Annotated in this window: 30 protein-coding genes; 1 reads left to right on the top strand and 29 read right to left on the bottom strand. The window is 49.5% G+C overall.

Going from position 1 to position 23,071, the window contains the following annotated elements; genetic code table 11:
* Positions 1-280: 280 nt before the first annotated feature.
* On the top strand, positions 281-1,348 hold the full coding sequence (locus ABCW45_RS01940) for a hypothetical protein (protein ID WP_343220152.1): 1,068 nt from the start codon (positions 281-283) through the stop codon (positions 1,346-1,348).
* A gap of 43 nt (positions 1,349-1,391) precedes the next feature.
* Here the strand turns inward: ABCW45_RS01940 and ABCW45_RS01945 are convergent, their stop codons facing one another.
* The 29 genes from ABCW45_RS01945 to ABCW45_RS02085 form a co-directional block, all read right to left on the bottom strand.
* Positions 1,392-1,982 (bottom strand): ATP synthase subunit B family protein, encoded by a 591-nt coding sequence (locus tag ABCW45_RS01945; RefSeq protein ID WP_117469561.1) that lies wholly within the window; start codon positions 1,980-1,982, stop codon positions 1,392-1,394.
* Between the two features lie 21 nt (positions 1,983-2,003).
* Entirely contained in the window at positions 2,004-2,501 is a 498-nt protein-coding gene (coaD, locus tag ABCW45_RS01950; RefSeq protein WP_015554446.1) for a pantetheine-phosphate adenylyltransferase, read from the bottom strand.
* Positions 2,502-2,615: 114 nt separating this feature from the next.
* Complete coding sequence (rsmD, locus tag ABCW45_RS01955; protein ID WP_117469560.1) at positions 2,616-3,176, bottom strand: 16S rRNA (guanine(966)-N(2))-methyltransferase RsmD; 561 nt, start codon at positions 3,174-3,176, stop codon at positions 2,616-2,618.
* A 247-nt stretch (positions 3,177-3,423) separates the two neighbouring features.
* Positions 3,424-3,636 (bottom strand): alpha/beta-type small acid-soluble spore protein, encoded by a 213-nt coding sequence (locus ABCW45_RS01960; protein ID WP_117469559.1) that lies wholly within the window; start codon positions 3,634-3,636, stop codon positions 3,424-3,426.
* 197 nt (positions 3,637-3,833) lie between these two features.
* The gene (gene pgeF / locus ABCW45_RS01965) at positions 3,834-4,700 is read right to left on the bottom strand and encodes a peptidoglycan editing factor PgeF (protein WP_117469558.1); all 867 of its coding nucleotides are present in this window, start codon (positions 4,698-4,700) and stop codon (positions 3,834-3,836) included.
* Between the two features lie 51 nt (positions 4,701-4,751).
* Entirely contained in the window at positions 4,752-5,132 is a 381-nt protein-coding gene (locus tag ABCW45_RS01970) for a YraN family protein (RefSeq protein ID WP_343220153.1), read from the bottom strand.
* Between the two features lie 70 nt (positions 5,133-5,202).
* Positions 5,203-5,847 (bottom strand): ribonuclease HII, encoded by a 645-nt coding sequence (locus tag ABCW45_RS01975; RefSeq protein ID WP_343220154.1) that lies wholly within the window; start codon positions 5,845-5,847, stop codon positions 5,203-5,205.
* 137 nt (positions 5,848-5,984) lie between these two features.
* Positions 5,985-6,848, bottom strand: coding sequence for a ribosome biogenesis GTPase YlqF (gene ylqF, locus ABCW45_RS01980; protein ID WP_117469555.1), 864 nt, complete (start codon positions 6,846-6,848; stop codon positions 5,985-5,987).
* 24 nt (positions 6,849-6,872) lie between these two features.
* Positions 6,873-7,418: a signal peptidase I gene (gene lepB / locus ABCW45_RS01985; protein WP_015554341.1), complete on the bottom strand. Its 546-nt coding sequence runs from the start codon at positions 7,416-7,418 to the stop codon at positions 6,873-6,875.
* 378 nt (positions 7,419-7,796) lie between these two features.
* Positions 7,797-8,144: a 50S ribosomal protein L19 gene (gene rplS, locus ABCW45_RS01990; RefSeq protein WP_015554340.1), complete on the bottom strand. Its 348-nt coding sequence runs from the start codon at positions 8,142-8,144 to the stop codon at positions 7,797-7,799.
* A 390-nt stretch (positions 8,145-8,534) separates the two neighbouring features.
* A complete protein-coding gene (gene trmD / locus ABCW45_RS01995) occupies positions 8,535-9,341 on the bottom strand; it encodes a tRNA (guanosine(37)-N1)-methyltransferase TrmD (RefSeq protein WP_117469554.1) in 807 nt (268 codons plus the stop codon).
* Between the two features lie 11 nt (positions 9,342-9,352).
* Positions 9,353-9,868, bottom strand: a complete 516-nt coding sequence (rimM, locus tag ABCW45_RS02000; protein WP_015554338.1) for a ribosome maturation factor RimM — start codon at positions 9,866-9,868, stop codon at positions 9,353-9,355.
* A gap of 65 nt (positions 9,869-9,933) precedes the next feature.
* Positions 9,934-10,161 carry a KH domain-containing protein gene (locus ABCW45_RS02005; protein ID WP_015554337.1) on the bottom strand — a complete coding sequence of 76 codons (228 nt, stop codon included), beginning with the start codon at positions 10,159-10,161 and terminating at the stop codon, positions 9,934-9,936.
* Between the two features lie 14 nt (positions 10,162-10,175).
* On the bottom strand, positions 10,176-10,418 hold the full coding sequence (rpsP, locus tag ABCW45_RS02010) for a 30S ribosomal protein S16 (protein ID WP_015554336.1): 243 nt from the start codon (positions 10,416-10,418) through the stop codon (positions 10,176-10,178).
* Between the two features lie 79 nt (positions 10,419-10,497).
* Positions 10,498-11,862, bottom strand: a complete 1,365-nt coding sequence (gene ffh / locus ABCW45_RS02015; protein ID WP_117469553.1) for a signal recognition particle protein — start codon at positions 11,860-11,862, stop codon at positions 10,498-10,500.
* An 18-nt stretch (positions 11,863-11,880) separates the two neighbouring features.
* Complete coding sequence (ylxM, locus tag ABCW45_RS02020) at positions 11,881-12,222, bottom strand: YlxM family DNA-binding protein (protein WP_015554334.1); 342 nt, start codon at positions 12,220-12,222, stop codon at positions 11,881-11,883.
* A 221-nt stretch (positions 12,223-12,443) separates the two neighbouring features.
* Complete coding sequence (locus ABCW45_RS02025) at positions 12,444-12,863, bottom strand: hypothetical protein (RefSeq protein WP_015554333.1); 420 nt, start codon at positions 12,861-12,863, stop codon at positions 12,444-12,446.
* 20 nt (positions 12,864-12,883) lie between these two features.
* Positions 12,884-13,111, bottom strand: coding sequence for a hypothetical protein (locus ABCW45_RS02030; RefSeq protein WP_117469552.1), 228 nt, complete (start codon positions 13,109-13,111; stop codon positions 12,884-12,886).
* Between the two features lie 22 nt (positions 13,112-13,133).
* Positions 13,134-14,102 carry a D-alanyl-D-alanine carboxypeptidase family protein gene (locus ABCW45_RS02035; RefSeq protein WP_117469551.1) on the bottom strand — a complete coding sequence of 323 codons (969 nt, stop codon included), beginning with the start codon at positions 14,100-14,102 and terminating at the stop codon, positions 13,134-13,136.
* Complete coding sequence (locus ABCW45_RS02040; RefSeq protein ID WP_021904367.1) at positions 14,102-14,497, bottom strand: methylglyoxal synthase; 396 nt, start codon at positions 14,495-14,497, stop codon at positions 14,102-14,104. The genes ABCW45_RS02035 and ABCW45_RS02040 overlap by 1 nt, the downstream gene beginning before the upstream one ends.
* 11 nt (positions 14,498-14,508) lie before the next feature.
* Complete coding sequence (locus ABCW45_RS02045) at positions 14,509-15,639, bottom strand: FtsW/RodA/SpoVE family cell cycle protein (protein ID WP_117469550.1); 1,131 nt, start codon at positions 15,637-15,639, stop codon at positions 14,509-14,511.
* Positions 15,640-15,642: 3 nt separating this feature from the next.
* Complete coding sequence (gene minE / locus ABCW45_RS02050) at positions 15,643-15,927, bottom strand: cell division topological specificity factor MinE (RefSeq protein WP_015554329.1); 285 nt, start codon at positions 15,925-15,927, stop codon at positions 15,643-15,645.
* Positions 15,928-16,719, bottom strand: coding sequence for a septum site-determining protein MinD (gene minD, locus ABCW45_RS02055; RefSeq protein ID WP_117469549.1), 792 nt, complete (start codon positions 16,717-16,719; stop codon positions 15,928-15,930). It abuts the gene before it with no gap.
* Between the two features lie 213 nt (positions 16,720-16,932).
* Positions 16,933-17,598 carry a septum site-determining protein MinC gene (locus tag ABCW45_RS02060; protein ID WP_117469548.1) on the bottom strand — a complete coding sequence of 222 codons (666 nt, stop codon included), beginning with the start codon at positions 17,596-17,598 and terminating at the stop codon, positions 16,933-16,935.
* 114 nt (positions 17,599-17,712) lie between these two features.
* Positions 17,713-20,592 carry a penicillin-binding transpeptidase domain-containing protein gene (locus ABCW45_RS02065; protein ID WP_117469547.1) on the bottom strand — a complete coding sequence of 960 codons (2,880 nt, stop codon included), beginning with the start codon at positions 20,590-20,592 and terminating at the stop codon, positions 17,713-17,715.
* Positions 20,585-21,115, bottom strand: coding sequence for a rod shape-determining protein MreD (gene mreD / locus ABCW45_RS02070; protein ID WP_343220155.1), 531 nt, complete (start codon positions 21,113-21,115; stop codon positions 20,585-20,587). The genes ABCW45_RS02065 and mreD overlap by 8 nt, the downstream gene beginning before the upstream one ends.
* Entirely contained in the window at positions 21,108-21,953 is an 846-nt protein-coding gene (gene mreC / locus ABCW45_RS02075) for a rod shape-determining protein MreC (RefSeq protein ID WP_015554325.1), read from the bottom strand. The genes mreD and mreC overlap by 8 nt, the downstream gene beginning before the upstream one ends.
* Positions 21,950-22,657, bottom strand: a complete 708-nt coding sequence (gene radC, locus ABCW45_RS02080; RefSeq protein ID WP_117469546.1) for a RadC family protein — start codon at positions 22,655-22,657, stop codon at positions 21,950-21,952. The genes mreC and radC overlap by 4 nt, the downstream gene beginning before the upstream one ends.
* 59 nt (positions 22,658-22,716) lie before the next feature.
* Complete coding sequence (locus ABCW45_RS02085) at positions 22,717-22,968, bottom strand: DUF4321 domain-containing protein (RefSeq protein ID WP_015554323.1); 252 nt, start codon at positions 22,966-22,968, stop codon at positions 22,717-22,719.
* Positions 22,969-23,071 lie beyond the last annotated feature (103 nt).

The following is a 23,071-nucleotide window of genomic DNA, read 5'->3' on the forward strand; positions in this document are numbered from 1 at the left end:
AAAAGCACACTATCTTTATCATATCAAAATTCCGGTGAAAGTACAATGAAAATAATAGAAAGAGTTTATCTGGTGTTACAGTTCAGCCATGCGCTGGTTTGAATGAGAAAGTGTGTTGCAAGCTTGCTTGCATAAGCACTTTTTCATCCAAATCAGCATATGGTGGAACCACCAGGCTTCTTGTTTTCATGAATATGAAAACAAGAAGATGTAATGGCTGAACTGTAACTATCTGGGGCACCCGGTAAACCTGATCTAAATATCCTCATTAGGAGTATTTATGATAAAGACATCAATCCTGGCTCTTTTCTCCCTGCTTTTTATGATCTTTCACGCGGGCCTTGTGACAAAAGGTGCAGCAGCCGGACTTCTTTTGTGGTATTCTGCAGTGGTACCGGCGCTGTTTCCATTTATGGTTCTGTCCTCCATTCTCTCTGCCTCCGGCGGGATCTCCTGGCTTATGCAGCCGTTTACGGTGGTTTTCCGTTTCTGCGGGCTGTCAGCAGACGGATGGTATGTTCTCCTCACAGGGCTCCTCTGCGGCTGCCCTATGGGCGCAAAAACGTGCGCAGACTTTCTCGCGGAAAGGCGGCTCAGCTCCAGCGAGGCAAAGTTTCTCTTCGCCCTCTGTAATCACCCGAGTCCCATGTTTCTCGCAGGTTTCGTTTATCCCATGTTTGCCGCTCAGTTACCGCTTTTGTGCTTTGTCTTTGCCATTTACATGCCGCTCCTGCTGCTCGCTATCCCGGCACACTTCATTTATCACGCTCCTTTTAGTCCTGAATCCATCCCGGAAAATTCCGGTATTTCCCAACAACATCCAACTCCGAATTCCGCCAATGCGTTTTCTTCAAAGCACACACGATCAGATAAATCGTCCAGTTCTGCACTTTCCCTGGATGCCGCGATCCTGAATTCCGCAGAGATTCTTGTAAAGATCGGCGGCTACCTGATCTTTTATTCCATTTTGATCCTTGTGATCCGGAATACTCCTGAGATTCCAGCCCCAGCCCGTCTGTTTTTCTCTGGCGCAATGGAGATCACAACGGGGATCCGTACTGTCAGCGATTCTCTTACATATCCATATTCCGCTATCGCAGCTGCTGCCATATTCTCTTTCGGCGGCTTTTCCGCCATGTCGCAGACAAATGCAGTGATCCGGATACACCGATCCTCATCGGGATCCGCCGGCAGGACGGTCTCCTGCGGCGGCCGGCAGAATTCTGTACACGAAAAAACTGCCGGACTCTCCATCCGGCAGTATCTTCTCTGGAAAATTGCCCACGCCTCCCTGACAGCTGCCGTCATGGCAGTCCTCACCGGTGTTCTGCGTTTTTCCATATTTTAAATTCGTTTTGTTTCCATCAGCGATTCTGTACAGACTGACTGCATTAAGCGTTCTTACCATCGGTCTCCGGCGCAGCGTCTTCCTCTTTCTCTGTGATGATTCCGGAGGAAAGTTCCTTTCTGTTGGAGGAAACGATATCGTAGCTGGACTTCATGGAGTTCATGAACGCGTCGAAGCGGCCCTGGGCGCCTTCCATTGTGTGGTTCATAATTGTCTGAAGGCTCTTTAACATATCATCTGTGTACTGGATAGATCCCTGACGGACACTGTTTGCGTCAGCGACTGCGTTGTCAACGATAGTCTGGGCCTGGGCCTGGGCCTGCTCGATGATCTCATTTGCCTGGGCGTAAGCTCTCTGCATGATCTCGTGCTCGTTTACAAGCTCGTTTGTCTGGGCCGTTGCCTCTGCGAGCATTGCGTCTGCCTTGCTGTGGGCATCAGAGAGGATCGCATCCTGGTTGCTGATGATCTTCTGATACTGCTTGATCTCATCCGGGATTCTTAAGCGAAGCTCCACTAAAAGCTCGTCCAGCTCCTCTTTGTTTACGATGATCTTTGTTGTAGATAACGGCTGAAATTTACAGCTGTCGATATATTCCTCAATTTCATTGATTAACTGTTCAATTCTGCTCATGTCGTTTCCTTTTCCTTTCCCTTACACCTGACTGCCTTGTCTCTCACGCAGTCTCTTATGTACTTCATCCGCCACATAAGGTGTTACAAAATTCGAAATATCCCCGCCGTAAGCCGCAACTTCCTTTACGGTACTGGAACTTAAGTACGCGTACTCAAGGCTCGTGGTCAGAAATACTGTGTCTATGCTGGTATCCATCACGCGGTTTAACTGGGCGATCTGGAGTTCATATTCGAAGTCAGTGATCGCGCGGAGTCCACGGACAACGGCGTTGGCGTTGCATTCCTTTGCAAAGTCAACGGTAAGTCCCGCAAAGCTCTTTACCTCCACGTTCGGAATGTCTTTTGTGACCTCTTCTAACATCTTAACACGTTCTTCCACAGAAAACAATGGCGTTTTCGCGCGATTATTGAGAACGCCGATGATCAGATGATCGAATAATTTTGATGCCCTCTTGATAACATCGATATGTCCCAGTGTGACCGGGTCAAAACTTCCCGGATAGATTGCTGTCTTCATGATTTTTGTCTATGCCGCAGGCTGCTGCGGTTTATCTCCTCATTTTATGTGTTTTTTCTGGCTTTGTTCTGGCAATTTCCAGCCTGTGATCTGTCATTCGTACTGGTCACTTCATTACACTTTCTTAATCTTAAGGAAAACATGTTTATTCGTCTTATATTCTTTGATCTTCACGATCTCATACCCGAGTGCACCAGCCCAGGAAAAATCCACGTCAAGAGCTTCCTCAGCGATGATCAGCGTCTCTTCGTCCGCGAGACAGGTATCCTTTAATGCCTCAAGGACTTTTTTCGGAAGATCCATCCGGTACGGTGGATCCATAAAGATAAAGTCAAACGACTTTCCATCCCGGTCAAGTCTCCGAACTGCCTCTGTCACATCCGCAGACATGACCCTGGCCTTTTCTTCCAGGTGGGTTGTCTTTAAATTCTCCCGGATGCAGGAAATCTGTCCGTCACCCTTATCGACAAAGACCGCTTCCTTCGCCCCGCGGCTTAATGCCTCGATCCCGATCGCGCCGCTTCCCGCGAAAAGATCCAGGAATCTTGCCCCGTAAAGGTCATTCTGAAGCATATTGAACAGGGTCTCTTTTATCCGGTCCGTGGTGGGTCTTGTCTCCATTCCATCCACCGTCTTTAAAAGCAGCCGTCTCGCGCTGCCTGCAATCACTCTCATATTTCAACCTCTGAATATTGCAATTATTCGTAACTGTTCTGCATGTCTGCGCACTTGCTACGCTGACCGTAAGAAAGCATACCCATTATAATCGCATTTTTTCTATTATACAAGTATTTTTTGCTGTAACATACTCAGTTACTGTCTGCGGCAAGGCGTGAATCGTGACACGGAAAAAGCCCTCACAGGGCAGATGGAACTGATGAGGTCCCGTCTTTCCTGCGAAGGCTTTCCGGATGCTCAGGCTTTATTTACCTGCCATCTTCTTCTCCTGCTCTTCGATCATCTTCTTGACCATATAGCCGCCGACGCTGCCGTTCTGGTAAGAAGTCAGATTGCCGTTGTAGCCGTTTGTGAGCGGTACTCCGAGCTCATCTGCGATCTCCATTTTGAATTTGTCCATCGCTTCCTTTGCTTCCGGAACTACTACACGGTTAGAAGAACTGCTTGTGTTAGACATAAGATACGCCTCCTTTTAGTGTAATGCCTTTTACTGCTTTCGCATCGGGCATGTTTGATGGTACGTTCCTAGTATGATCGTCCTGAAAAATAATACACTGGAAGGTTTTGTGTGAAATGTCGTTTTCTTGCAATTCAACCACTTCGTGCTGTCTGTCGGCTCTGCCTGCAATTCAATATCAGCGGCTTCGAGACTTTTTATCTCTCTTTAAGTGCAAGAAACGCGCAGAGATTCCCTCGTTTCTCCCCCATCGCCCTGTGGGAAAACAGCTTATCCGGGTTGCACTTTGTGCAGATATCTGTGACGGAAATATTCTTTGACGGCACTCCGGCTTCCATCAGGATTCGGCGATTTGCCTCCCAGAGATCCAGCTGACGCTTCCCGATCACGCCGCTCTTAGACGGGAAGACAATGTGTTCACAATCCTCTTTCGAAAATGCATCACGAAAGTTGTCCGCCACATCTTCCCCGACCTCATAACAGTCGCTGCAGATACTCGGTCCCACGCAGCAGATCAGGTCTTCCGGGACAGTTCCGTATTCCTGCTTCATCGCATGTATCATCTTTTCCCCCATGCGGTTCACGGTTCCTCGCCAGCCGGAATGTGCGAGACCAATGGCATGGTGTTTCGGATCTACAAAATATAACGGGACACAGTCCGCAAAAAATGTCACAAGCGTCACGCCCGGCATGTTCGTCAAAAGTCCGTCGATATCCCGGTAGTCCCGGTCCTTCACAACGCCTTTTCCGAGATCATCCGCGGAGACGACTCGGATATTTGTCGTGTGGGTCTGCCAGGTTAAGACCATTTTTTCCCGGTCTACACCGAGAGCCGCCGCCATCCTGCTGTAATTCTCCAGCACATGTTCCCGGTTATCACCGCGGGTAAAGGAAAAATTCATGGTCGAATACCAGCCCTCGCTGACACCGCCCATTCTCGTGGAGAACGCGTGAGTGACGATTCCCGTGGCATCAAGTACCGGAAATGTCAGATATGTGACACTGCTCTTTGTCACTTCTCTCATATGATCCGCCGCATCTGTTTTTCTGATCCACTGATTCATAAATTTTCCCCTTTCCGAGATATCTCATGCAAAAAACATAAGACTATTTCATTAAAAAGCGTTTCTGATATACGTGATCTCTTCCCCATCGATCCCCGCCGCATCAAACCGGCACGGAGTCTCCTCCGGAAGTTGATGGGAAAACAGATAATACACCGCTGCATTCCGGATCCGCATGGCCTTCCTGTGGTCGATGGCTTCCAGTGAAAAACCAGCCGAGCCGCTGGCGCGGAATTTCACCTCGATAAACACGAAATATTTTCCATCCTTCGCGATAATATCGATCTCGCCCTGCTTGCAGCGGTAATTCCTCTCCAGGATCATAAATCCGTTCTGTTTTAAAAAGGCAGCGATCTTTTCTTCATAGATGCTGCCTGTTGCCCGATTATTCTTTGTCACGCTCATCCCCCGATTTATGACAACGCAGTCCATACAGCTCATCTCCTGCAGCCGCATAAACATTTTTATTCTCTCTTTACACCTGATCCTCGAGCCTGCCAATTTATACGAATTTGGTAATAAACGTCCGTCTGTGGATCGGTGTCGGACCAAACTCCTTGAGCGCTGTGATATGCGCCGGAGTTCCGTATCCTTTATGCTTCGCGAAACCATACTCCGGATATTCCTTATCATACTCCTCCATCATATGGTCTCTGGTCACCTTTGCGAGGATGCTGGCCGCAGCGATAGAAACGCTCTTCGCGTCGCCCTTGATGATCGGCACCTGGGGAACCGCAATGCCCGGGATCGTCACCGCATCGTTTAAGAGGATCTGCGGCGCCGGATCGAGCTTTGCGATCGCCTGCCGCATTGCCTCATAGGTCGCCTGTAAGATATTGATCTCATCGATCCGCTCCGGGCCCACGATCCCCACAGACCAGGCGATTGCTTTCTCCTTGATTTCCAAGAACAGTTCCTCCCGGCGGCTCTCAGAGAGCTTCTTTGAGTCGTTCAGATAAAGGATCCGGCAATCCTTCGGCAGGATCGCCGCACCGGCTGCTACAGGGCCCGCAAGAGGTCCACGGCCTGCCTCATCGATTCCGCAGATGAACGCGCAATCCTCATACTGTCTCTCGAATTCCCGCATAAGAGAGAGACGTTCCAGTTCCTTCTCAAGTTTTTCTCCCGTCAGCACCCGTCTTGCCATATTCTGCCCAGCTCCTTATCCTCACATAATTTCTCTGCCTGCATGCGCAGCTTCTCCCCTTTCATTTCATCAAAACAGTCATCATCTGAATAATTCCGGGAAATATCTGCACACCTCTGCATTTTCAGAGTTTTATATTATTCCGCTTCTTCTTTCTTTTCCGGCATCTCCAGCGTAATCCTTCCAAGCTTTCCACCCCGGAATTCATCGAGCAGCAGTCTCGCAGCCTTCGTGAGATCATTCACCCCGCCTTTCGTCAGGCATGCGCGGGCTGCCGCGATCTCATCGAGAAGCTCATACGGCTTCTTTCCGTCCTCCTCGATTCCATAGCGCTCCTTTAAGAGTCCCGGAGTGATATTCCTAAGATAGTCCGCAAGCTCGGATGCCAGCTCATCTTTTTCCAGGATCTCATCGTTGATGGAACCTAAAAATGCCAGTAAAAGTCCCACTCTCTGGTCCTCAAATTTCGGCCATAAGATCCCTGGGGTGTCAAGAAGCTCCACCTGCTTGTTTAAGCGGATCCACTGGTTTCCTTTTGTGACGCCAGGCTTATTTCCGGTCTTCGCAGCCGCCTTTCCGGCAAAGCTGTTGATGAAGGTGGATTTTCCCACGTTCGGGATCCCCACCACCATGGCGCGCACCGGGCGGTTTAAGATTCCGCGTCTTCTGTCGCGCTCGATCTTCTCCTTACATGCCTCCTGGATCAGGGCATTCAATTGCTTTAAGGTTGCCTTCGCCCTCGCGTCGATCTTCATGACCTGGAAACCCTGGCTCTCAAAGTAAGTGATCCACACCGCGTTTGCCTTCTCAGAAGCGAGATCTGCCTTGTTTAAAAGGATCACACGGCCTTTTCCAGCTGCGAGACTGTCAATATCCGGGTTGCGGCTGGCTAACGGCGCGCGCGCGTCCACGAGCTCGATCACGAGGTCTACAAGCTTCACGTCCTCTTTCATGGCGCGTTTCGCCTTTGTCATATGGCCTGGATACCACTGTATATTCATAGTAATTGTCTCCGTCCTTTCCTGCTACCGGACGAAACCAAGTCTGGAAAATGGCTGAAACCGCAGCCAGACGCGTCCGATGAGATTTTCCCGTTTTATATTTCCAATGCCGGAAAACCGGCTGTCTTCACTTGATTCCCGGTTGTCTCCCAGGAGAAAATATTCATCCTCCCCAAGCTCCACCGGATATTCGGCTGCCCCGGCGATCGTGGCCTCACCAAGACCGTCCTGCGCCTTTAAGAGTTCCCCATTGATATAGATGGACCCGTTTTTGATCTGGACCGTTTCCCCCGGAAGTCCGATGATCCGCTTGATTCCAGGCTGCTGCCCTTCCCGCTCAAACACAACGACATCAAGCCGGTTCGGTTTCCCGATATCGTAGGACAGGCGGTTCATCAATACCACATCTCCGGATTCCAGCACGGGCTTCATGGAACTTCCATTCATCTCAATCCTGCTTCCAAAACAAAACACAAGATAACACGCAAGGGCAACCATGACTGCGCAGTCGACCGCCCATTCCGTGAGCCGGTGAAGTCTGTTCGATTCCTTTTCCTCAAAAAATTCCATGGCGAGTCCCCCTCTCTGAAAGGCAATTGTTCCGTGACTAAGTCACTCCCACAATTGCCGCCAAAATTCGTAATCCGGGCTATCGCCCTGCTTACTTATATCGGCTTGGCTGTCAAATGTCTGCCCATCCTTGCGCGCAAGTACGCAGTCTGGTCATCCGCTTAACAACACTTTCATATAAAAAGAATGTGCCTTGGCACATTCTCGCGCCTCGCGCGGTCGCTTGCGACAATCTACATCTTCGCGCGAGTGCGCATCCTTGGCACGTTAGTGCCTTTTAATGTAACAGGGAATTCCTCGGAATTTCCTGTTACATTAAAAACAAAGGGACAATTTTCATTGCCCCTTTGATCTACTGACTCTCTGTACAGTTATGAATTATTTTACTAATTCTTTAACCTTTGCTGCCTTACCTACTCTTGTTCTTAAGTAGTAAAGTTTCGCACGACGAACTTTACCTCTTCTAACAACCTCAACGTTCTCAACAGACGGGGAATGAAGCGGCCATGTTTTCTCAACGCCGATACCGTTGGAGTTCTTTCTTACTGTGAAAGTCTCTCTAACGCCGCCGTTCTGTCTCTTGATAACTGTACCCTCGAAAACCTGGATTCTCTCACGGTTTCCCTCTTTGATCTTAGCGGATACTCTTACAGTGTCACCTACGTTGAAGCTCGGTACAGACTCTTTTAACTGTGCAGCTTCGATATTCTTGATAATGTCGTTCATTGATATGAACCTCCTTAAAGTATTCGATGTTCTTACCCGCATCATCTTTTCCTGCGGCAGCGGACCATCTCTTATGATTTAAGCCTCCGTATCGACAGGATTTCCCCGTCTTTCGGATACCACAGTTTTGTATTTTACCATACCGTCAGCCAAAATGCAAGCGGTTTTCTCAAAAATCGCACAATATTTGTTACAGTTCAGCCATGCGCTGGTTTGAATGAGAAAGTGTGTTGCAAGCTTGCTTGCATAAGCACTTTTTCATCCAAATCAGCATATGGTGGAACCACCAAGCTTCTTGTTTTCATGAATATGAAAACAAGAAGATGTAATGGCTGAACTGTAACCAATATTTGTGGAGCGAAAGTCTCATTTTTCCAGCTGCTGCACGGATCAGGCGGTCTCTTCCCCGTCATGTTCCGCCGATGCTTTCTCTTTATTTTTGACCTTCTGGGCGTTCTCCAATTCCTGCTGTCTCAACAGTTCGTCGAGAAACTTCTGCTCCTTCTTCGACAGGACCGCATCCTCAAGAAGCTCCGGCCGGTTCTTTAACGTTCGGATAATGGACTGTTCCCTGCGCCACTTCTCCACATTCGCGTGGTGGCCGGAAAGCAGGATATCCGGCACCTTTTTGCCCATGAATACTTCCGGACGGGTATACTGGGGATACTCCAGAAGATTATCATGGAACGTCTCAAACTCCGCAGATACGTTATTGTTCAGCACTCCCGGCACAAGTCTTGAGATGCAGTCGATCATCATCATCGCCGGCAGTTCACCGCCCGTAAGGACATAATCTCCTGCGGAGAGATAATCTGTAGCGATCATCTCGAGGACACGCTCATCCACGCCTTCATAATGGCCGCAGAGGAACACCAGATCTTCCTCCTGCGCAAGATCTTCCGCGATGCTCTGGTTGAAGGTCTGACCCTGCGGTGTCATATAGATCACACGTGGTTTCTTTCCGATCTTCTCCACAAGAGCCGCGTAAGCGCGGTAAATCGGCTCTGCCTGCATGACCATCCCGGCTCCTCCTCCGTATGGATAATCATCCACCTTGCCGTGGCGCTCCAGCGTATAATCACGGATGTTCACTGCCTCAAATGATACGATTCCCTTTGCAGCCGCGCGGCCGAGAATACTCGTCTCCAGACCGTTCATGATCATTTCCGGGAACAGGGTAAGTACATGAAAGTTCATCGATACCTCCCCTACAGATCGAGAAGTCCCGGGAGAACATGAACAAGCATTTCTTCCTTGTCGAGATCCACGTCCAGGATGCAGTCGCGGATCGCCGGGAGAAGAAGCTCTTTTCCCTCCGGTGTCTTCACGCAGTACACATCATTCGCTCCGGTCTCCATGACATCCGTCAAAGTTCCAAGTGTCTCTCCCTCGTCTGTGACAACGTTAAGTCCGATGAGGTCTGTGATAAAGAACTCATCCTCCTCCAGCGGGATCGCCTGATCTCTTGTAATAAGAAGATCCTTCTGACGCCAGCCTTCCACCTCGTTCATGGTGTCCACGCCATCAAATTTCAGGATGACCATATTTTTAAAGAATTTCACCTGACGAATCTTTAACTCCCGTGTCTCTCCTCTTCCGAGATCCAGAATCACTTTATCTAATTTTTTAAAGCGCATCACATCATCTGTGGTCGGATAGACCTTCACCTCGCCGCGCACGCCGTGCGGGGAGGTAATGACGCCTACGCGAAGATATTTTTCCATATTGTCTCCTTAATGACAGAAAGGGGACTGCAGCCGGGAAAAATCCTGTCCACAGTCCCTCACGATTACTGAATTTCAACAATCACTTTCTTATCCATCTTGGAAGAAGCTGCCTTCACAACGGAGCGGATGGCTTTCGCGATCCTTCCCTGCTTTCCGATCACCTTTCCCATATCGGTCGGGGCAACCTTAAGCTCAATGACGATCTCTTCTTCTTTTTCAGATTCCGTAACAACGACTTCATCTGGATTATCAACCAGCGCTTTGGCGATAACTTCTACCAATTCCTTCATTGAATCCACCTCGATTACTGGATACCGGCTGCCTTTAAGAGCTTAGCAACAGTCTCAGTCGGCTGAGCGCCTGTTCCTAACCACTTCTTAGCTGCTTCCTCGTCGAATTTGATGGTGCTCGGCTCTGTGTTCGGATCGTAGTATCCAACCTCTTCGATGAAGCGACCGTCTCTCGGGGAACGGGAATCTGCAACGATAATTCTATAGAAAGGAGCCTTCTTCTGACCCATTCTTCTTAATCTCATCTTAACTGCCATGACAATTTCACCTCCTTGGTTTTTTCGTTTATCAGCCATGCGGGAATCGCATTTGCCTTCTTATCATAAATTGCGGTATTTAGAAAGGTAATTTCATCTTTCCAAGCATCCCGCCCAGTCCGCCAAGCCCTTTCCGCTTGCCGCCTCCCATCATTCCGGGAAGCTGCTTCATAAGCTTTTTCGACTGTTCAAACTGTTTGACGATCCGGTTCACCTCGGCAATATCTACGCCGGCTCCCTTTGCAATCCTCTGTTTTCTCGACGGATTTAAGAGGGACGGATTCGCCCGCTCCCCCTTCGTCATAGAGAGAATGATCGCCTCCACTTTATCCATGGATCTCTCGTCTATTTCAACATTTCCCTTCATCTGAGACATTCCCGGCATCATGTTTAAGATGCTGTTCATGCCGCCCATTTTTTTGATCTGGCGCATCTGATCCAGGAAATCGTTAAAATCAAATTCTGCTTTGCGAAGTTTCTGGCTCATTTCTTTTGCCTTCTCTTCGCTCACCTCAAACTCGGCTTTCTCAATCAGGGAAAGGATATCACCCATTCCAAGGATTCTCGAAGCCATACGGTCCGGATAAAACTGTTCCAGATCGGAGAGCTTCTCGCCCATACCGACGTAGAGGATCGGTTTTCCCGTCACGGCACGGATCGATAACGCCGCACCGCCTCGTGTATCACCGTCAAGCTTTGTTAAGATTACGCCGTCGACGCCGATCTTATCATTGAAGCTTCCGGCTACATTTACTGCATCCTGACCGGTCATCGCGTCGACAACGAGGATCGTCTGGTCGACTTCAACGGCTTCCTTGATATTGACGAGCTCATCCATCATGGACTCGTCGATCTGAAGACGTCCTGCCGTATCGAGGAATACGAGATTCATGCCTTCTTTTCTGGCATGTTCCACAGCGGCTTTCGCGATATTCACCGGATTCTGGTTATCACCCATCGTGAAGACCGGAACTCCGACTTTCTCACCGTTTACCTGTAACTGTTTGATCGCAGCAGGACGGTAAACGTCGCAGGCCGCAAGGAGCGGCTTTCTGCCCTTCGCCTTAAACTTTCCGGCAAGCTTTGCCGTAGTCGTTGTCTTACCTGCACCCTGAAGTCCGATCATCATGATCACGGTGATCTCATTCTGGGGCTTTAAGGCAATCTCTGTGGTCTCGGAACCCATAAGCTTTACGAGCTCCTCATTTACGATTTTTATTACCATCTGTCCCGGAGTCAGGCTCTCTAAGACATCCTGTCCGATCGCACGCTCCTGTACAGAACTGATAAACTGTTTAACAACTTTAAAACTTACATCGGCTTCCAGGAGAGCCATCTTGACTTCCTTCAGGGCAGCTTTTACATCTGCCTCTGTCAGTCTTCCTTTGCCTCTTAAGTTTTTAAAGACATTCTGTAATTTATCGGCTAAACTTTCAAATGCCATGAAAACTCTCCCTCTGACTTACAGCTTCCCGATCTCTTCGGAAATCGCTTCGATCCTGTCGATCAGGGATCGGTCGCCGTCCTTTTTATATTGGCCAGCCAGTTCCTTAATCTCTTCTACCATTTTCTTTGTCTGGTTGAATTTCTCGACAAGCTTCAGTTTTTCCTCGTATCCGGAAAGAATCTTGTCACAGCGCTTCACCAAGTCATGCACGCCCTGTCTGCTGATTCCCTGTTCTTCGGCGATCTCGCTGAGGGACATGTCATTAAATACCACATCTTCATATACACGCCGCTGGTGCTCCGTTAAGAGCTCTCCATAGAAATCATACAGAAGACCCTGTGCTACAATTTTTTCCATATCAGGTCACCTTCGATATCATACTATAAACGGAGATGGTTGTCAAGTGTTTTTGCTTGACGTTTTATTTATTTTTAATTTTTCTTTTCAGACACCTGGCAATATATGTCCTCTGATCTGGAAATATCCCGTTAAACCGGGCCTTTCATTTTTCCATAAAACATAAACACCCGCCGTCAGGCAGGTGTTTATGTACTCTTATATAGGAAGGAGCGATTATTTTATAAAGCTACCAGTACCATATCTTTTGCAGATTCCGGAAGTTCTTCACCATCCATGGATACGCTTAATACAAAGTTTACATGGTATTTTGCACTGATCTGATCCAGTTCTGCGAGAGTTGCAGTGATATCTTCTCCCTCAAGACCAGCGAGCTTCAAGAAGCTGTCGAGATACATAGCCTCGAGGTCGTGATCCTGGGAAATAATTCCGCAGATGAAACCGATAAAGCCTTCAGCCGTACTTACAGAGAACTCCGCTACGTTGATTAAGCGGATCTTATTGTTAAGCTCGTACATATGTTTCGAGCTCTTATCAAGGTAAACGATTGAACCTTTTGCCTCTTTCACAGCTGTGTTAGCCATATCAAGTAAATATTTAGTTTTTCCTTTTCCCTTCCGTCCTGCGATGATCTGAACCATAATGCACTCCTCCTTGGATTTTATATATTTTGTATAAAAAATCTCTTGTTTGTAAATTTATTATAGACTATTTGCTGAAAATTTGCAACCATTATTTCTAAATTTCGAAATAATTTCATACAAAAGCAGAATGTACTTCCAACACCTGCAGAATCTGCCGCCGACAGTTCTTTACGGATGCCGGGAGCAAAAAACAGGACACGAAAGCCTCCGAATCCCCCGAAAACTTTCATATCCTGTTCATTCACGCTTTTTTCTTCCTGTTTTCCGCTATCGGTCGATCTTCTCAATGATCGTCGACATATCCGAATAGAGGGCATCGCGGCTGTCCGCGTGCATTACAACGGATGCGTACTCTTTTCCGTCCGCGTCCCTCTCCCCCATGATCAGGCAGTAGCCCGCCGCCTGGGTGGTTCCGGTCTTTCCGCCGAATACGGAGAGGCCCTCCGGCATCTCTTTCTTTCCGAGCATATAGTAGTTGCTGACACTCCAGGATGCGGTCTTGTCCGATCCGTCCGCCCCTTTATAGGTCCCCGTGTATGTCTTCGTCCCGATAATATCCCGGAACTTCTCATACTTTAACGCCTCATGGAACATCAAATAGAGATCATAGGCGGTCATATAGTGATCCGCATTCGTCAGACCGTTGGCATTCGCAAAATGCGTCCCTGTTGCACCGATCCGTACAGCCTCTTCATTCATCATCTTCACAAAGCCCTCGATGGATCCGCCCATGTGGACCGCGATAGCATTCGCCGCGTCGTTTCCAGATGGGATCAGAAGGCCGTAAAGAAGCTGCTCCAGTGTCAGCTTGTCTCCGGGAACGACTCCCGCCATGGAGGAACCGATCTCCGTGATCACCGACTCCTGGGGAACCGTCACCACATCATCAAGATTCCCATATTTTAAAGCAATAAGTGCCGTCATGACCTTTGTCGTGCTGGCAGGGTTTCTCCGTTCAAAGACATCCTGTGCGAAAACAGCATTTCCGCCGTCTAACGGAAACACTCCGGCAGACTCCGCTGTGAGCGTCTCATCCACGCTCGTTTCATCTGTCACTACCGCCAGATCTGCCGCAAATCCATCCGCCGTCCTTCCGCTTCCGGAGGCGGCAAACGTCCCGATCCTCTGATCCAGGGCGTAGGAGCTTCCTGCACCTGCGGACTTCGCGCAGCCAGACGCGCCAAGAACCAGGCAGAGTCCCACGATTCCCGGGATCCATCTTATCTTCTTTCCCATTACTTATACATCTCGCGCCATTCCAGATCGCCGCGGTCCAAGGCCTTGATCAGAAGTTCCGCCGTAGCGAGGTTTGTCGCTAACGGGACATTGTGGATATCGCAGAGTCTCACAGCCTTGTTGACATCCGGCTCATGGGACTTCGGGGACAGCGGATCTCTTAAGAAAATCACGAGATCCATATCGTTGTTCTCGATCTGTGCTCCCATCTGCTGCTCTCCGCCAAGATGCCCCGGCAGAAATTTATGGATATTTAAGTTTGTGACTTCCTCGATGAGTTTGCCGGTGGTTCCGGTCGCATAGAGGTTATGTTTACTTAAGATTCCCTTGTACGCAATACAGAAGTTCTGCATCAGTTTCTTTTTGGAATCATGAGCGATCAGTCCAACATTCATAACAATACCTCCTAGAATTCTAGTTTATTTTGCTGCAGTCCGACGTTTAAGAGAACGCCGATGCCGATATAAAGACTTACCAGAGAACTTACACCATAACTGATAAACGGAAGCGGAAGCCCGGTGTTCGGGAAAATTCCGGTGGCAACCGCAATGTTTGTAAATGCCTGGAATCCAACGAGAGCAGCTATTCCCGTACAGAGAAGCTTTCCAGTCAGGTCTCTCGTTCTCCCTGCCATTCGCAGGCATTCAAATACAAAGAGAAGATACAGGACCAGCACAAGCATGCAGCCCACAAAGCCCATCTCCTCGCCGATCACGGCGAAAATAAAATCGGTGTGTTCCTCCGATAAGAAATTTCCGTTCTTTACGGAAATGGCCGTTTCATTGAGCAGGCCCTTTCCATACAGCATTCCCGATCCGATGGCCATCTTTGAGTTATCCTGCTGGACATTCAGGTCCGCGTATTTTCCAGGATTGACGAAGGCAAGGATTCGGTTTACCTGGTATCCTGTCAGAAACGGCACAGCGCCCCGCTCGGCGAGAAATACCGTGAGGGCCAGCCCCGGGATCACGACGGCGGCAGCGCCGACGATCCATTTGTAGCTGAGTCCCGCGACAAAGATCAGGCATACGATGATAAACATGATAACGATACTCGTGGACAGATCCGGCTGCTTCATAATTAGAAGCAGCGGAACAGCAGCAAACGCTCCGACGATGATCAACGTGCGGAGATTATTGATCTTCTCCTGATTTCGCTGCAGAAACCAGGAGAAGAAAATGATCAGACCGATCTTAACAAATTCCGACGGCTGGAAACGTCCGATAACAGGAAGCGTGATCCAGCGTCTCGCACCAGTTCCGGCTCCTCCGAACTGTCCCGCAACGATGATCGCGAGAAGGATCGCCACACATCCAAGGTAGATCACGCCGGTGCAGCGCATCAGTTTGTGGTAATCTGTCAGAGCCAGGAAGAGCATGATCACCAGTCCGCCGAAAAGGCCGATCAACTGGCGGTTGATATAGCTTCTGTCTCCGTTTACCGCGCTGTTGATCACGAGAAGCCCGATGGCGTTTAATGCCAGGGCATAGAACAGCAGGCGGAAATTGAAGTTTTTAAAATTGTATTCTGAAAACATGTATTAAAATGTCCCCTTAACTAGCAGTTCACGAACCGGGATGCTGGCGTACAGGACAGGGAGCTTCTCTCCCACCCTTTTGTGGTCCATATGGATCACCTTGACCTCCAGCTGCTCCGGATCGATCATCATATATCTTGATATGACTTTTATCATGTCGTTTTTTAACATCTCGAGGATCTCCGGCGTACATCCGGCCCGGTCTGCGATCAGCAGAAATTCAAGCCGTTTTTTTGCTATGTTTCCGGAATTTCTTCCTGTCAGGATATGGAACAGCCTCTTCTTCATTTATGCCCGTTTTAAGAGACCGCTAAACATATGGAAGAATCCTTTATTTTTCTCAAGCCCCATAAGCGGCACCTCCTGACCAAGTATCCGCTTACAGATATTAAGATAAGCCTGTCCGGCAAAGGAATTCATTCCCACCAGAGGTTCCCCCTGGTTCGTGGAGATCACGATCTCCTCATCGTCCGGGATCGCGCCGAGGATTGGGATTCCGAGAATATCCGTCACGTCCTCCATTGACATCATATCCCCGCGCCGGACCATATCCATCCGGATCCGGTTTACGATGAGATCCATCTTTGAGATCTCATCTGCTTCCAGAAGACCGATGATCCGGTCAGCGTCACGAATTGCTGACACCTCGGGAGTCGTCACCACAAAGGCACGGTCCGCTCCGGCGATGGCATTCTTAAATCCCTGCTCGATTCCGGCAGGACAGTCTAACAGTACATAATCAAACTCTTCTCTCAGGTCATCCACCAGCTTTCGCATCTGGCCGGGAGTCACGGAAGACTTGTCCCTGGTCTGGGCGGACGGAAGTAAAAACAGGTTTGGATATCTTTTGTCTTTTATCAGTGCCTGCTTCAGACGGCAGTTTCCCTCCACGACGTCCACAAGGTTGTAGACGATGCGGTTCTCCAGTCCCATCACCACGTCGAGGTTTCTCAGACCGATATCTGTATCGATCAGAATTACTTTTTCCCCAAGCATGGCAAGTCCTGTACCGACATTCGCTGAGGTCGTCGTCTTGCCAACACCCCCTTTTCCGGATGTAACAACAATGACTTCACTCATAAGAATATCCTCCTGTATTCAGTTGTAATGTACCGCAGCGGTTCTATTATCTGAGAATGGCGCTGCCTGGACATAAATCCACAAAATATATTTTACATGAAAAAAGCAAAAAATTCCAGTAAAAAATAGAGTTTATAAAAAATTTACAGTTAAAGGTTGTCAAGCAACTAAACGGACTGCGTGCCTGCACGCAAGGACGGTTAGGCATTTGGCTTAAATAAAATTCAGTGCGCTCAGAAAGCTCTTCTTGATCGGCTCCTCTACAACTTTCCCGTTTTCAGACAGGATCATCATCGGCCCCCGTCCCAGGTGACGTCCGTTCCCGGCTTTTTTCAGGGAAAGCCCGGCGATCCGCACAGACATCGGTGCCATCTCGAAGGCGACGATCACCGCGTCCTCATTCCCGCAGACACCTGCGTAAGCCGCTCCGCGGAGCGCCCCTAAGACGACGATATTTCCTTTCGCGCTGACCTTCGCTCCCTTTTCCACGTCACCGATCACGACGATACTGGCTTCCGATTCCAGTTCATCCCCGTCCCGGAGATTTCCCTTGTAAAACTGTCCCGTGAGGGACGACAGCTCCATCAACCTCTCGTTCAGCGCTTTCTCACACTTCTTTGTCCTGTTTCCGTCCGTGTCGAGAAGACACAGCACCTCGATATCAGAATTATCCGTGATAGTCTGAACGACGCGGTACTCCTCCTCCGGTGTCAGATCCCGTCCTTCCAGTGTCAGTGTCATCTGGGCAGCTCCCCAGAATTTCGCCGTCGCCTTGAATTTCTTTGCGATTGCCTGAAGAACCTCATCAAAATCCAGGTCTTTCTCCAGATAGACCGTCATTCCCGCTTTATTTCCCTTGATTACGACAGCATCTTTCATCTTGAAATCCCCCTTTATGTAACTTCGGCAGGTAAACCAGACCGCCGGTCCGTCAACGCCTTACAGCCCGGCAGATTCGCCGGGCTGCAGCTTTTTGTTTGTGCAGTGCGTGGATTAGTCTCCGATCTCTACGTTCGAAGAGTTCAACGCACTGTTATTCAGAATGTAATTCAGGTCTGTATATCCGTAGTAGAAACGATATATATTTTTCGCGGCCGTCGCCGCGTTGGATGACGAATACCCATAGGGAATATTTACCGTCACCGCGATTTCGGGATTCTGGTACGGTGCAAAGGAAACGAAGAATGCATGGTTGATGCGGTGTCCGTTTTTGATCTCCTCGGCGGTACCTGTCTTGCCGGCGATATCCACCTCAAGATCGCTGAAGATCTTTCTCGCGGAACCGTCGGAGATAACCCGGCGCATACCGGTGTGGACCGCGTTCCATGTGGAATCCTTCACATCGATGACAGAGCGGACCTCCGGAGTGAAATCTTCTAAGAGATTTCCCTGAGAATCTGTCATCTTATCGAGAAGACTCAGTTTGAAGACTGTTCCCTTGTTGGCCACAGCCGTGATATATCTGGAAAGCTGGACGTTAGAGTAAGAGTTCTTACCCTGTCCGATGGAGGACGCCTCCGGCTTCTCCGTTGTCATCTGCGGCTCTCTCTCAGCGATCTCGATTCCAGATGTCTCATCCAGACCGAACAGCGACGCGTATTTCCGGATCTTCTCGATACCGAGCTCCGGTGAATAGTTGCCGTTCTCGTCCATGGAGAGACGGTGTCCCATCTCGGAGAAGAACACGTTGCAGGAGTTCTGGATACCGTGGACCACATCGAGAGGTCCATGCTGTCCCGGATAGATCCAACATCTCAACGCCGGTGAGATCTCCTTATAGATGCCGGTACAGTTCACCGTGTCGTTTAATCCGATGACTCCCTCCTCCAAAGCCGCTACCGCGATGATCGGTTTGAAGGTGGAACCCGGCGCTTTCTGTGCCTGAGTGGCATTGTTGAAGAGTGGCAGGGACTGGTCATTATTTAACTTATTGTAATACTCCGCATCCACAGTTCCGGAGAACTTGTTATTGTCGTAGCTCGGGTATGTCACCAGCGCCCGCACCTCACCGGTGTGGACGTCCGTGATGACCGCGCTGGCAGAACACGGATCCAGAGCCAGCTGGGCCGGTGTGATCTCGATATCGGAGATCTTCTTTCTGATAAACTGGAACGCGTACTCGTCTCCTCCCGCCTCCAGCATCCGGACTTCATTCTCGTCGTATGCCAGGATATTCTGGTCATAGAGGGCGAGGCAGAGTTCCTTTCCGGATACGGTGCCGTTGTTTACGAGATACCGGAAGATCTTCTTTGTGAAGGCCGCATCGTTCTGCAGGTCATCCAGCACATAATCCACGATGGTCCGGTAAATGCTGTCCGCGTCGGAATATCTGGACTCGATCTTTAACTTTGTCGTGTCGATCCAGCTCTCAGCGATTCCATCGTACAGGTAATCCCTGAGGCTGATGGAATCGTCTTTCCATGCCTTGTAGGTGTCGGACTCCTGGTCGATCTTATCCGTCTTGATGATCTGACGTTCGGAAAGCAGCGTGTAGATATACTGCATATAGGCAAACATATCTTCCGGCAGGTCCACCATCTTTCTTGCGGATCCGTCCGTGAGCTCGCTCCTGATCTGAGCCAGGATCTGCTCTCTCGACTGACTGTATTTCGCGTAAATATTTTTCTCTGTCTGGGATGCCTCCGGCGCGGAGAACGCAGAAAGATCCAGAACATTGTTGTTGATCAGCTGATAGTAAACATCCTTCACCGGAATCGGGATATTCGCCGCTTTCTTGTAATCGTTGTCATCCAGGTCACGGTTTACAAGCTTGTCCGTGATGATACCGGCGAGCTGCTGTTCCAGAATATGGTACACACCGATCTGAAGATCACGGTCCAACGTCAGGTAGATGTCATGTCCGGCCTCCGGCTCCGTCCTCTTAACAACCTCCAGGATCCGTCCCATACTGTCCACATACATGGTCTGGGAACCTTTCTTGCCCTGAAGTTCCGTCTCCATGGACGCTTCAATTCCGGTCTTACCCACAAGGTCTGTCAGCTCGTAATCCGGGTTCGTCTCCCGCAGTTTTTCGAGCTCATCATCCCATACTTTTCCGATATAGCCGATGATCGGCGCAAAATATACACTATCATTGTATACACGGATCGTGGATTCCTCGATTTCTGCACCCTTTAAGTTTCCGGAGTTTTCCAGGATATCCGTCATGGTCTCCTTGCTGACATCGGAGGCGATGGTCGTGGACTCATATTTCCGGTATGCAGTGAGTCCCATCGTGTAGCGGATGTTGATGATCCCGAGAGCTTCCTCGTCGGTGAACTCGATAGGAGCTCCGTTGTCATCCTTCAGCTGGTCAAGACCGTAGTACTTCACCCTGTCGTCAAAGACTTCCCTCGCCGTCACATCGGAAGGATATTTTCCTTCCGCGTCATCCAGCTCGTCCGTCTTTTTTAATCCGTAGTAATCGCTCAGGAAACGTCTTCTTGCCGTCTCACTGGTTGTCGTGAAGATCATCTCGCCGGAGGAATCATATCCAATGGAAAAATCACCTTCCACGCTCTCGCCATGGCGGTTCAAAATCCGGACAAGCTCTAAAAGCATCCGGTTTCTGTCATTGGATCTCTTGTAATCTCCGTTATCCTGAAGCGTCACATTGTACGACAGTTTATTATATGCAAGAACATTCCCGTTTCTGTCATAAATATTTCCACGGGTACCGGTAAGACTGATCTTTTTCTCCGTCTTTGCCATATAGTTTTCCTGGAACTGCTCTCCCTCCATGATCTGAAGATTGAACAGGCGCATGCCAAGGATCGCGTACAGCCCCACAAATACCACCGCCAGGATCACAAGTCTTGACGACAGCAGCTTTTTCAAAAACTCTTTCAGGATCTCAGAAAAATCGTTAAACAATCGTTGTGTCTCTCCTTTTTTCCATCTCTTCCAGTTTGCGGCTGATATACAGGAACAGCCGGTACAGGATCAGTGTTGTCACCACGGTGAAGATCGTCTCCGGCAGGATAATGTTGATGAAATAATAGCCGAAATGTAATCTTCCCCGCACCAGGAAGCCGAATACATAAAGATAGAAATTATAAAACACTTCGTTCAGCGCTGAAAGCACCAGCGGCAGCGTAATATAGTCCTCATAATAATACTTCGTGCAGATTCCGTTTACATAGCCCATCCAGATAAAGATCAGCGTGTGAAATCCGAGCGGACCTCCGGACGAGAGGTCCATCAGAAGTCCCACGATCAGACCGTATCCCATCCCCCAGGCACTTCCCCGGATAAACCCGAAGGAAAAGACAAGGATCACCATGAGATTCGGATATACCGCCAGGAACGGCAGCAGCGGAAAAATACATGTCTGCACGATAAATGCCAGAATCACCAGCAGAAAACTCGCGATGATCCGTTTCATATTGCTATTCATTGATCTCCGGCCCCGCATCCTTTAAGTCTGTGATCACCAGGACCTCCTGAAGTCTGTCGAACCTCGCGGCAGGAATCAGGTATCCCGATTTTGTCAGGTTGTCATTGTAGTCTACCGTGATGTCCGTGGCATATCCCACTAGGATTCCCGGTAGGAACTTTCCGCTGATATTAGAGGTGACGATCATGTCGCCGTCCTTGATATCATCGTCCTTTTCCATGTAAGAAAGCTTTAAGCGGCCCTCTTTAAAGAGCTGCAGATCACCTGCCACGATGCAGGAGTCCCCGGACTGCTGTGCCATGGCACTCACACGGCTGGAATCATCAATGATGGAGCGGACCGTGGCGTAGTTCGCGCCCACGTCTGTGACGATGCCAACAAGACCGCCGCCTGCGATGACATTCATGTCCTCCTTGATTCCGTCATCAGACCCTTTGTCGATGCGAAATACGGAAAACCAGGAGCCGGAGTCCTTTGCGATGATCCGGGCACCGATCTTATGGTACTGCATGTACTCCTGATCCAGCTCGTAGAGGCTTCTTAAACGCTCTAACTCAAACTGTTCGGAGCGGAGTCTCGTGTTCTCCTCCGTCAGTTCATCCACTCTCGTCTTTAAGGTCTCATTCTCCGCCAGTGCCGTCTTAAGCTTTCCGACACTGCTCAGTTCATTGTAGAGGCCGCCGCCAACCCGGTTCACGCCGGACTGGATCGGCACCAGCACATAGCCCACCGCGGTTCTCAGCGGGTTTAAGATGCTTCCCTTGATGGTCGTGATTCCGATCATGCAGACGCAGAGAAGCGACAGTCCAAATAGAAAATATTTCGTATTGTTTTTCATGTTTCAAAAATTCCCCGTTCTCTAAGGCTCACATAGGAATTATCTCCGATAATGATATGGTCTAAAAGCGGGACTCCCATAAGACTCCCTGCTTCCCGGACCCGTTCTGTGAAGAGGCAGTCTTCCCGGCTGGGTGCCGGGTCCCCGCTGGGATGGTTGTGGAGCAGGATGATCCCGCAGGCCCTGAAGCGCAGCGCCTCGATATAGATCTCCCGCGGTGTCGCGCAGGATGCATTCACCGTTCCCCTGGAGACTGTGATGTCCCTCAACAGAATATTTTTCGTGTTCAGGAGCAGAAGCTTTAAGTTCTCCTGCTCTAAATGGCGCATTTCCTCCATATAAAAAGCCGCCACTTTCGACGGTGCGTCAAAGACGATGGTCTTCTCCGATGCCGCCGCCTTCCAGATTCTGGCGGAGAGTTCTCCGATACAGGCAAGCTGGATCGCCTTCACCTCACCGACACCGCGGATCTCCTTATAGTCTTCCACTGTTCCATGGAGAAGTCCTGCGAGTCCCGGCGGATTTCCGGCATTTAAGATTTCCTCCGCCATGTCCCGCACCGGGATATTTTTCGTCCCGGAGCGCAGGATCACGGAGAGAAGCTCCGCGTCCGAGAGGGATACCGGACCTTTCTCCAGCACCTTCTCATAGGGGCGTTCTGAGATCGGAAGCCCCTTCATTGTCTTTCCATTTTTCTTTTCCATACTGACATTCCGCCTTTCCTGTCTCTCCAAGTACACGATACGGCAGATGTCCCCTTTTCCTACAGAAAATGGTAAATTAAAATTGCAATGATCACGCCGATGATGCTCGCCATCGTGATCCGGATGCTGAGTCCGAACGTGATCACGAGGATCCCGAGGTTAAGGATCAGTGGATCGTTAAGACCAAAGGATTCTCCAAAATTCAACCAGGAAAGTCCCGGCACCTTCGCTGTCATCTCCCCGATAAAGCCTCCCAAAACGATTCCGGAAAGCAGAAGGAGAAGCAGCGCCCAGGAACTTTTACTCTTCATACTGTTTCATTCCTCTCGATCGCTGGAACTGCGCATGATCGTCAGTCCCGGCGGCTGTTTGTTTCGCCTATGCAGGAAATTTTAGCATATTTCACGCCCAAAA

Source organism: Pilosibacter fragilis, assembly GCF_032490495.1.
In the GTDB taxonomy this organism is placed as follows: domain Bacteria; phylum Bacillota; class Clostridia; order Lachnospirales; family Lachnospiraceae; genus Pilosibacter; species Pilosibacter fragilis.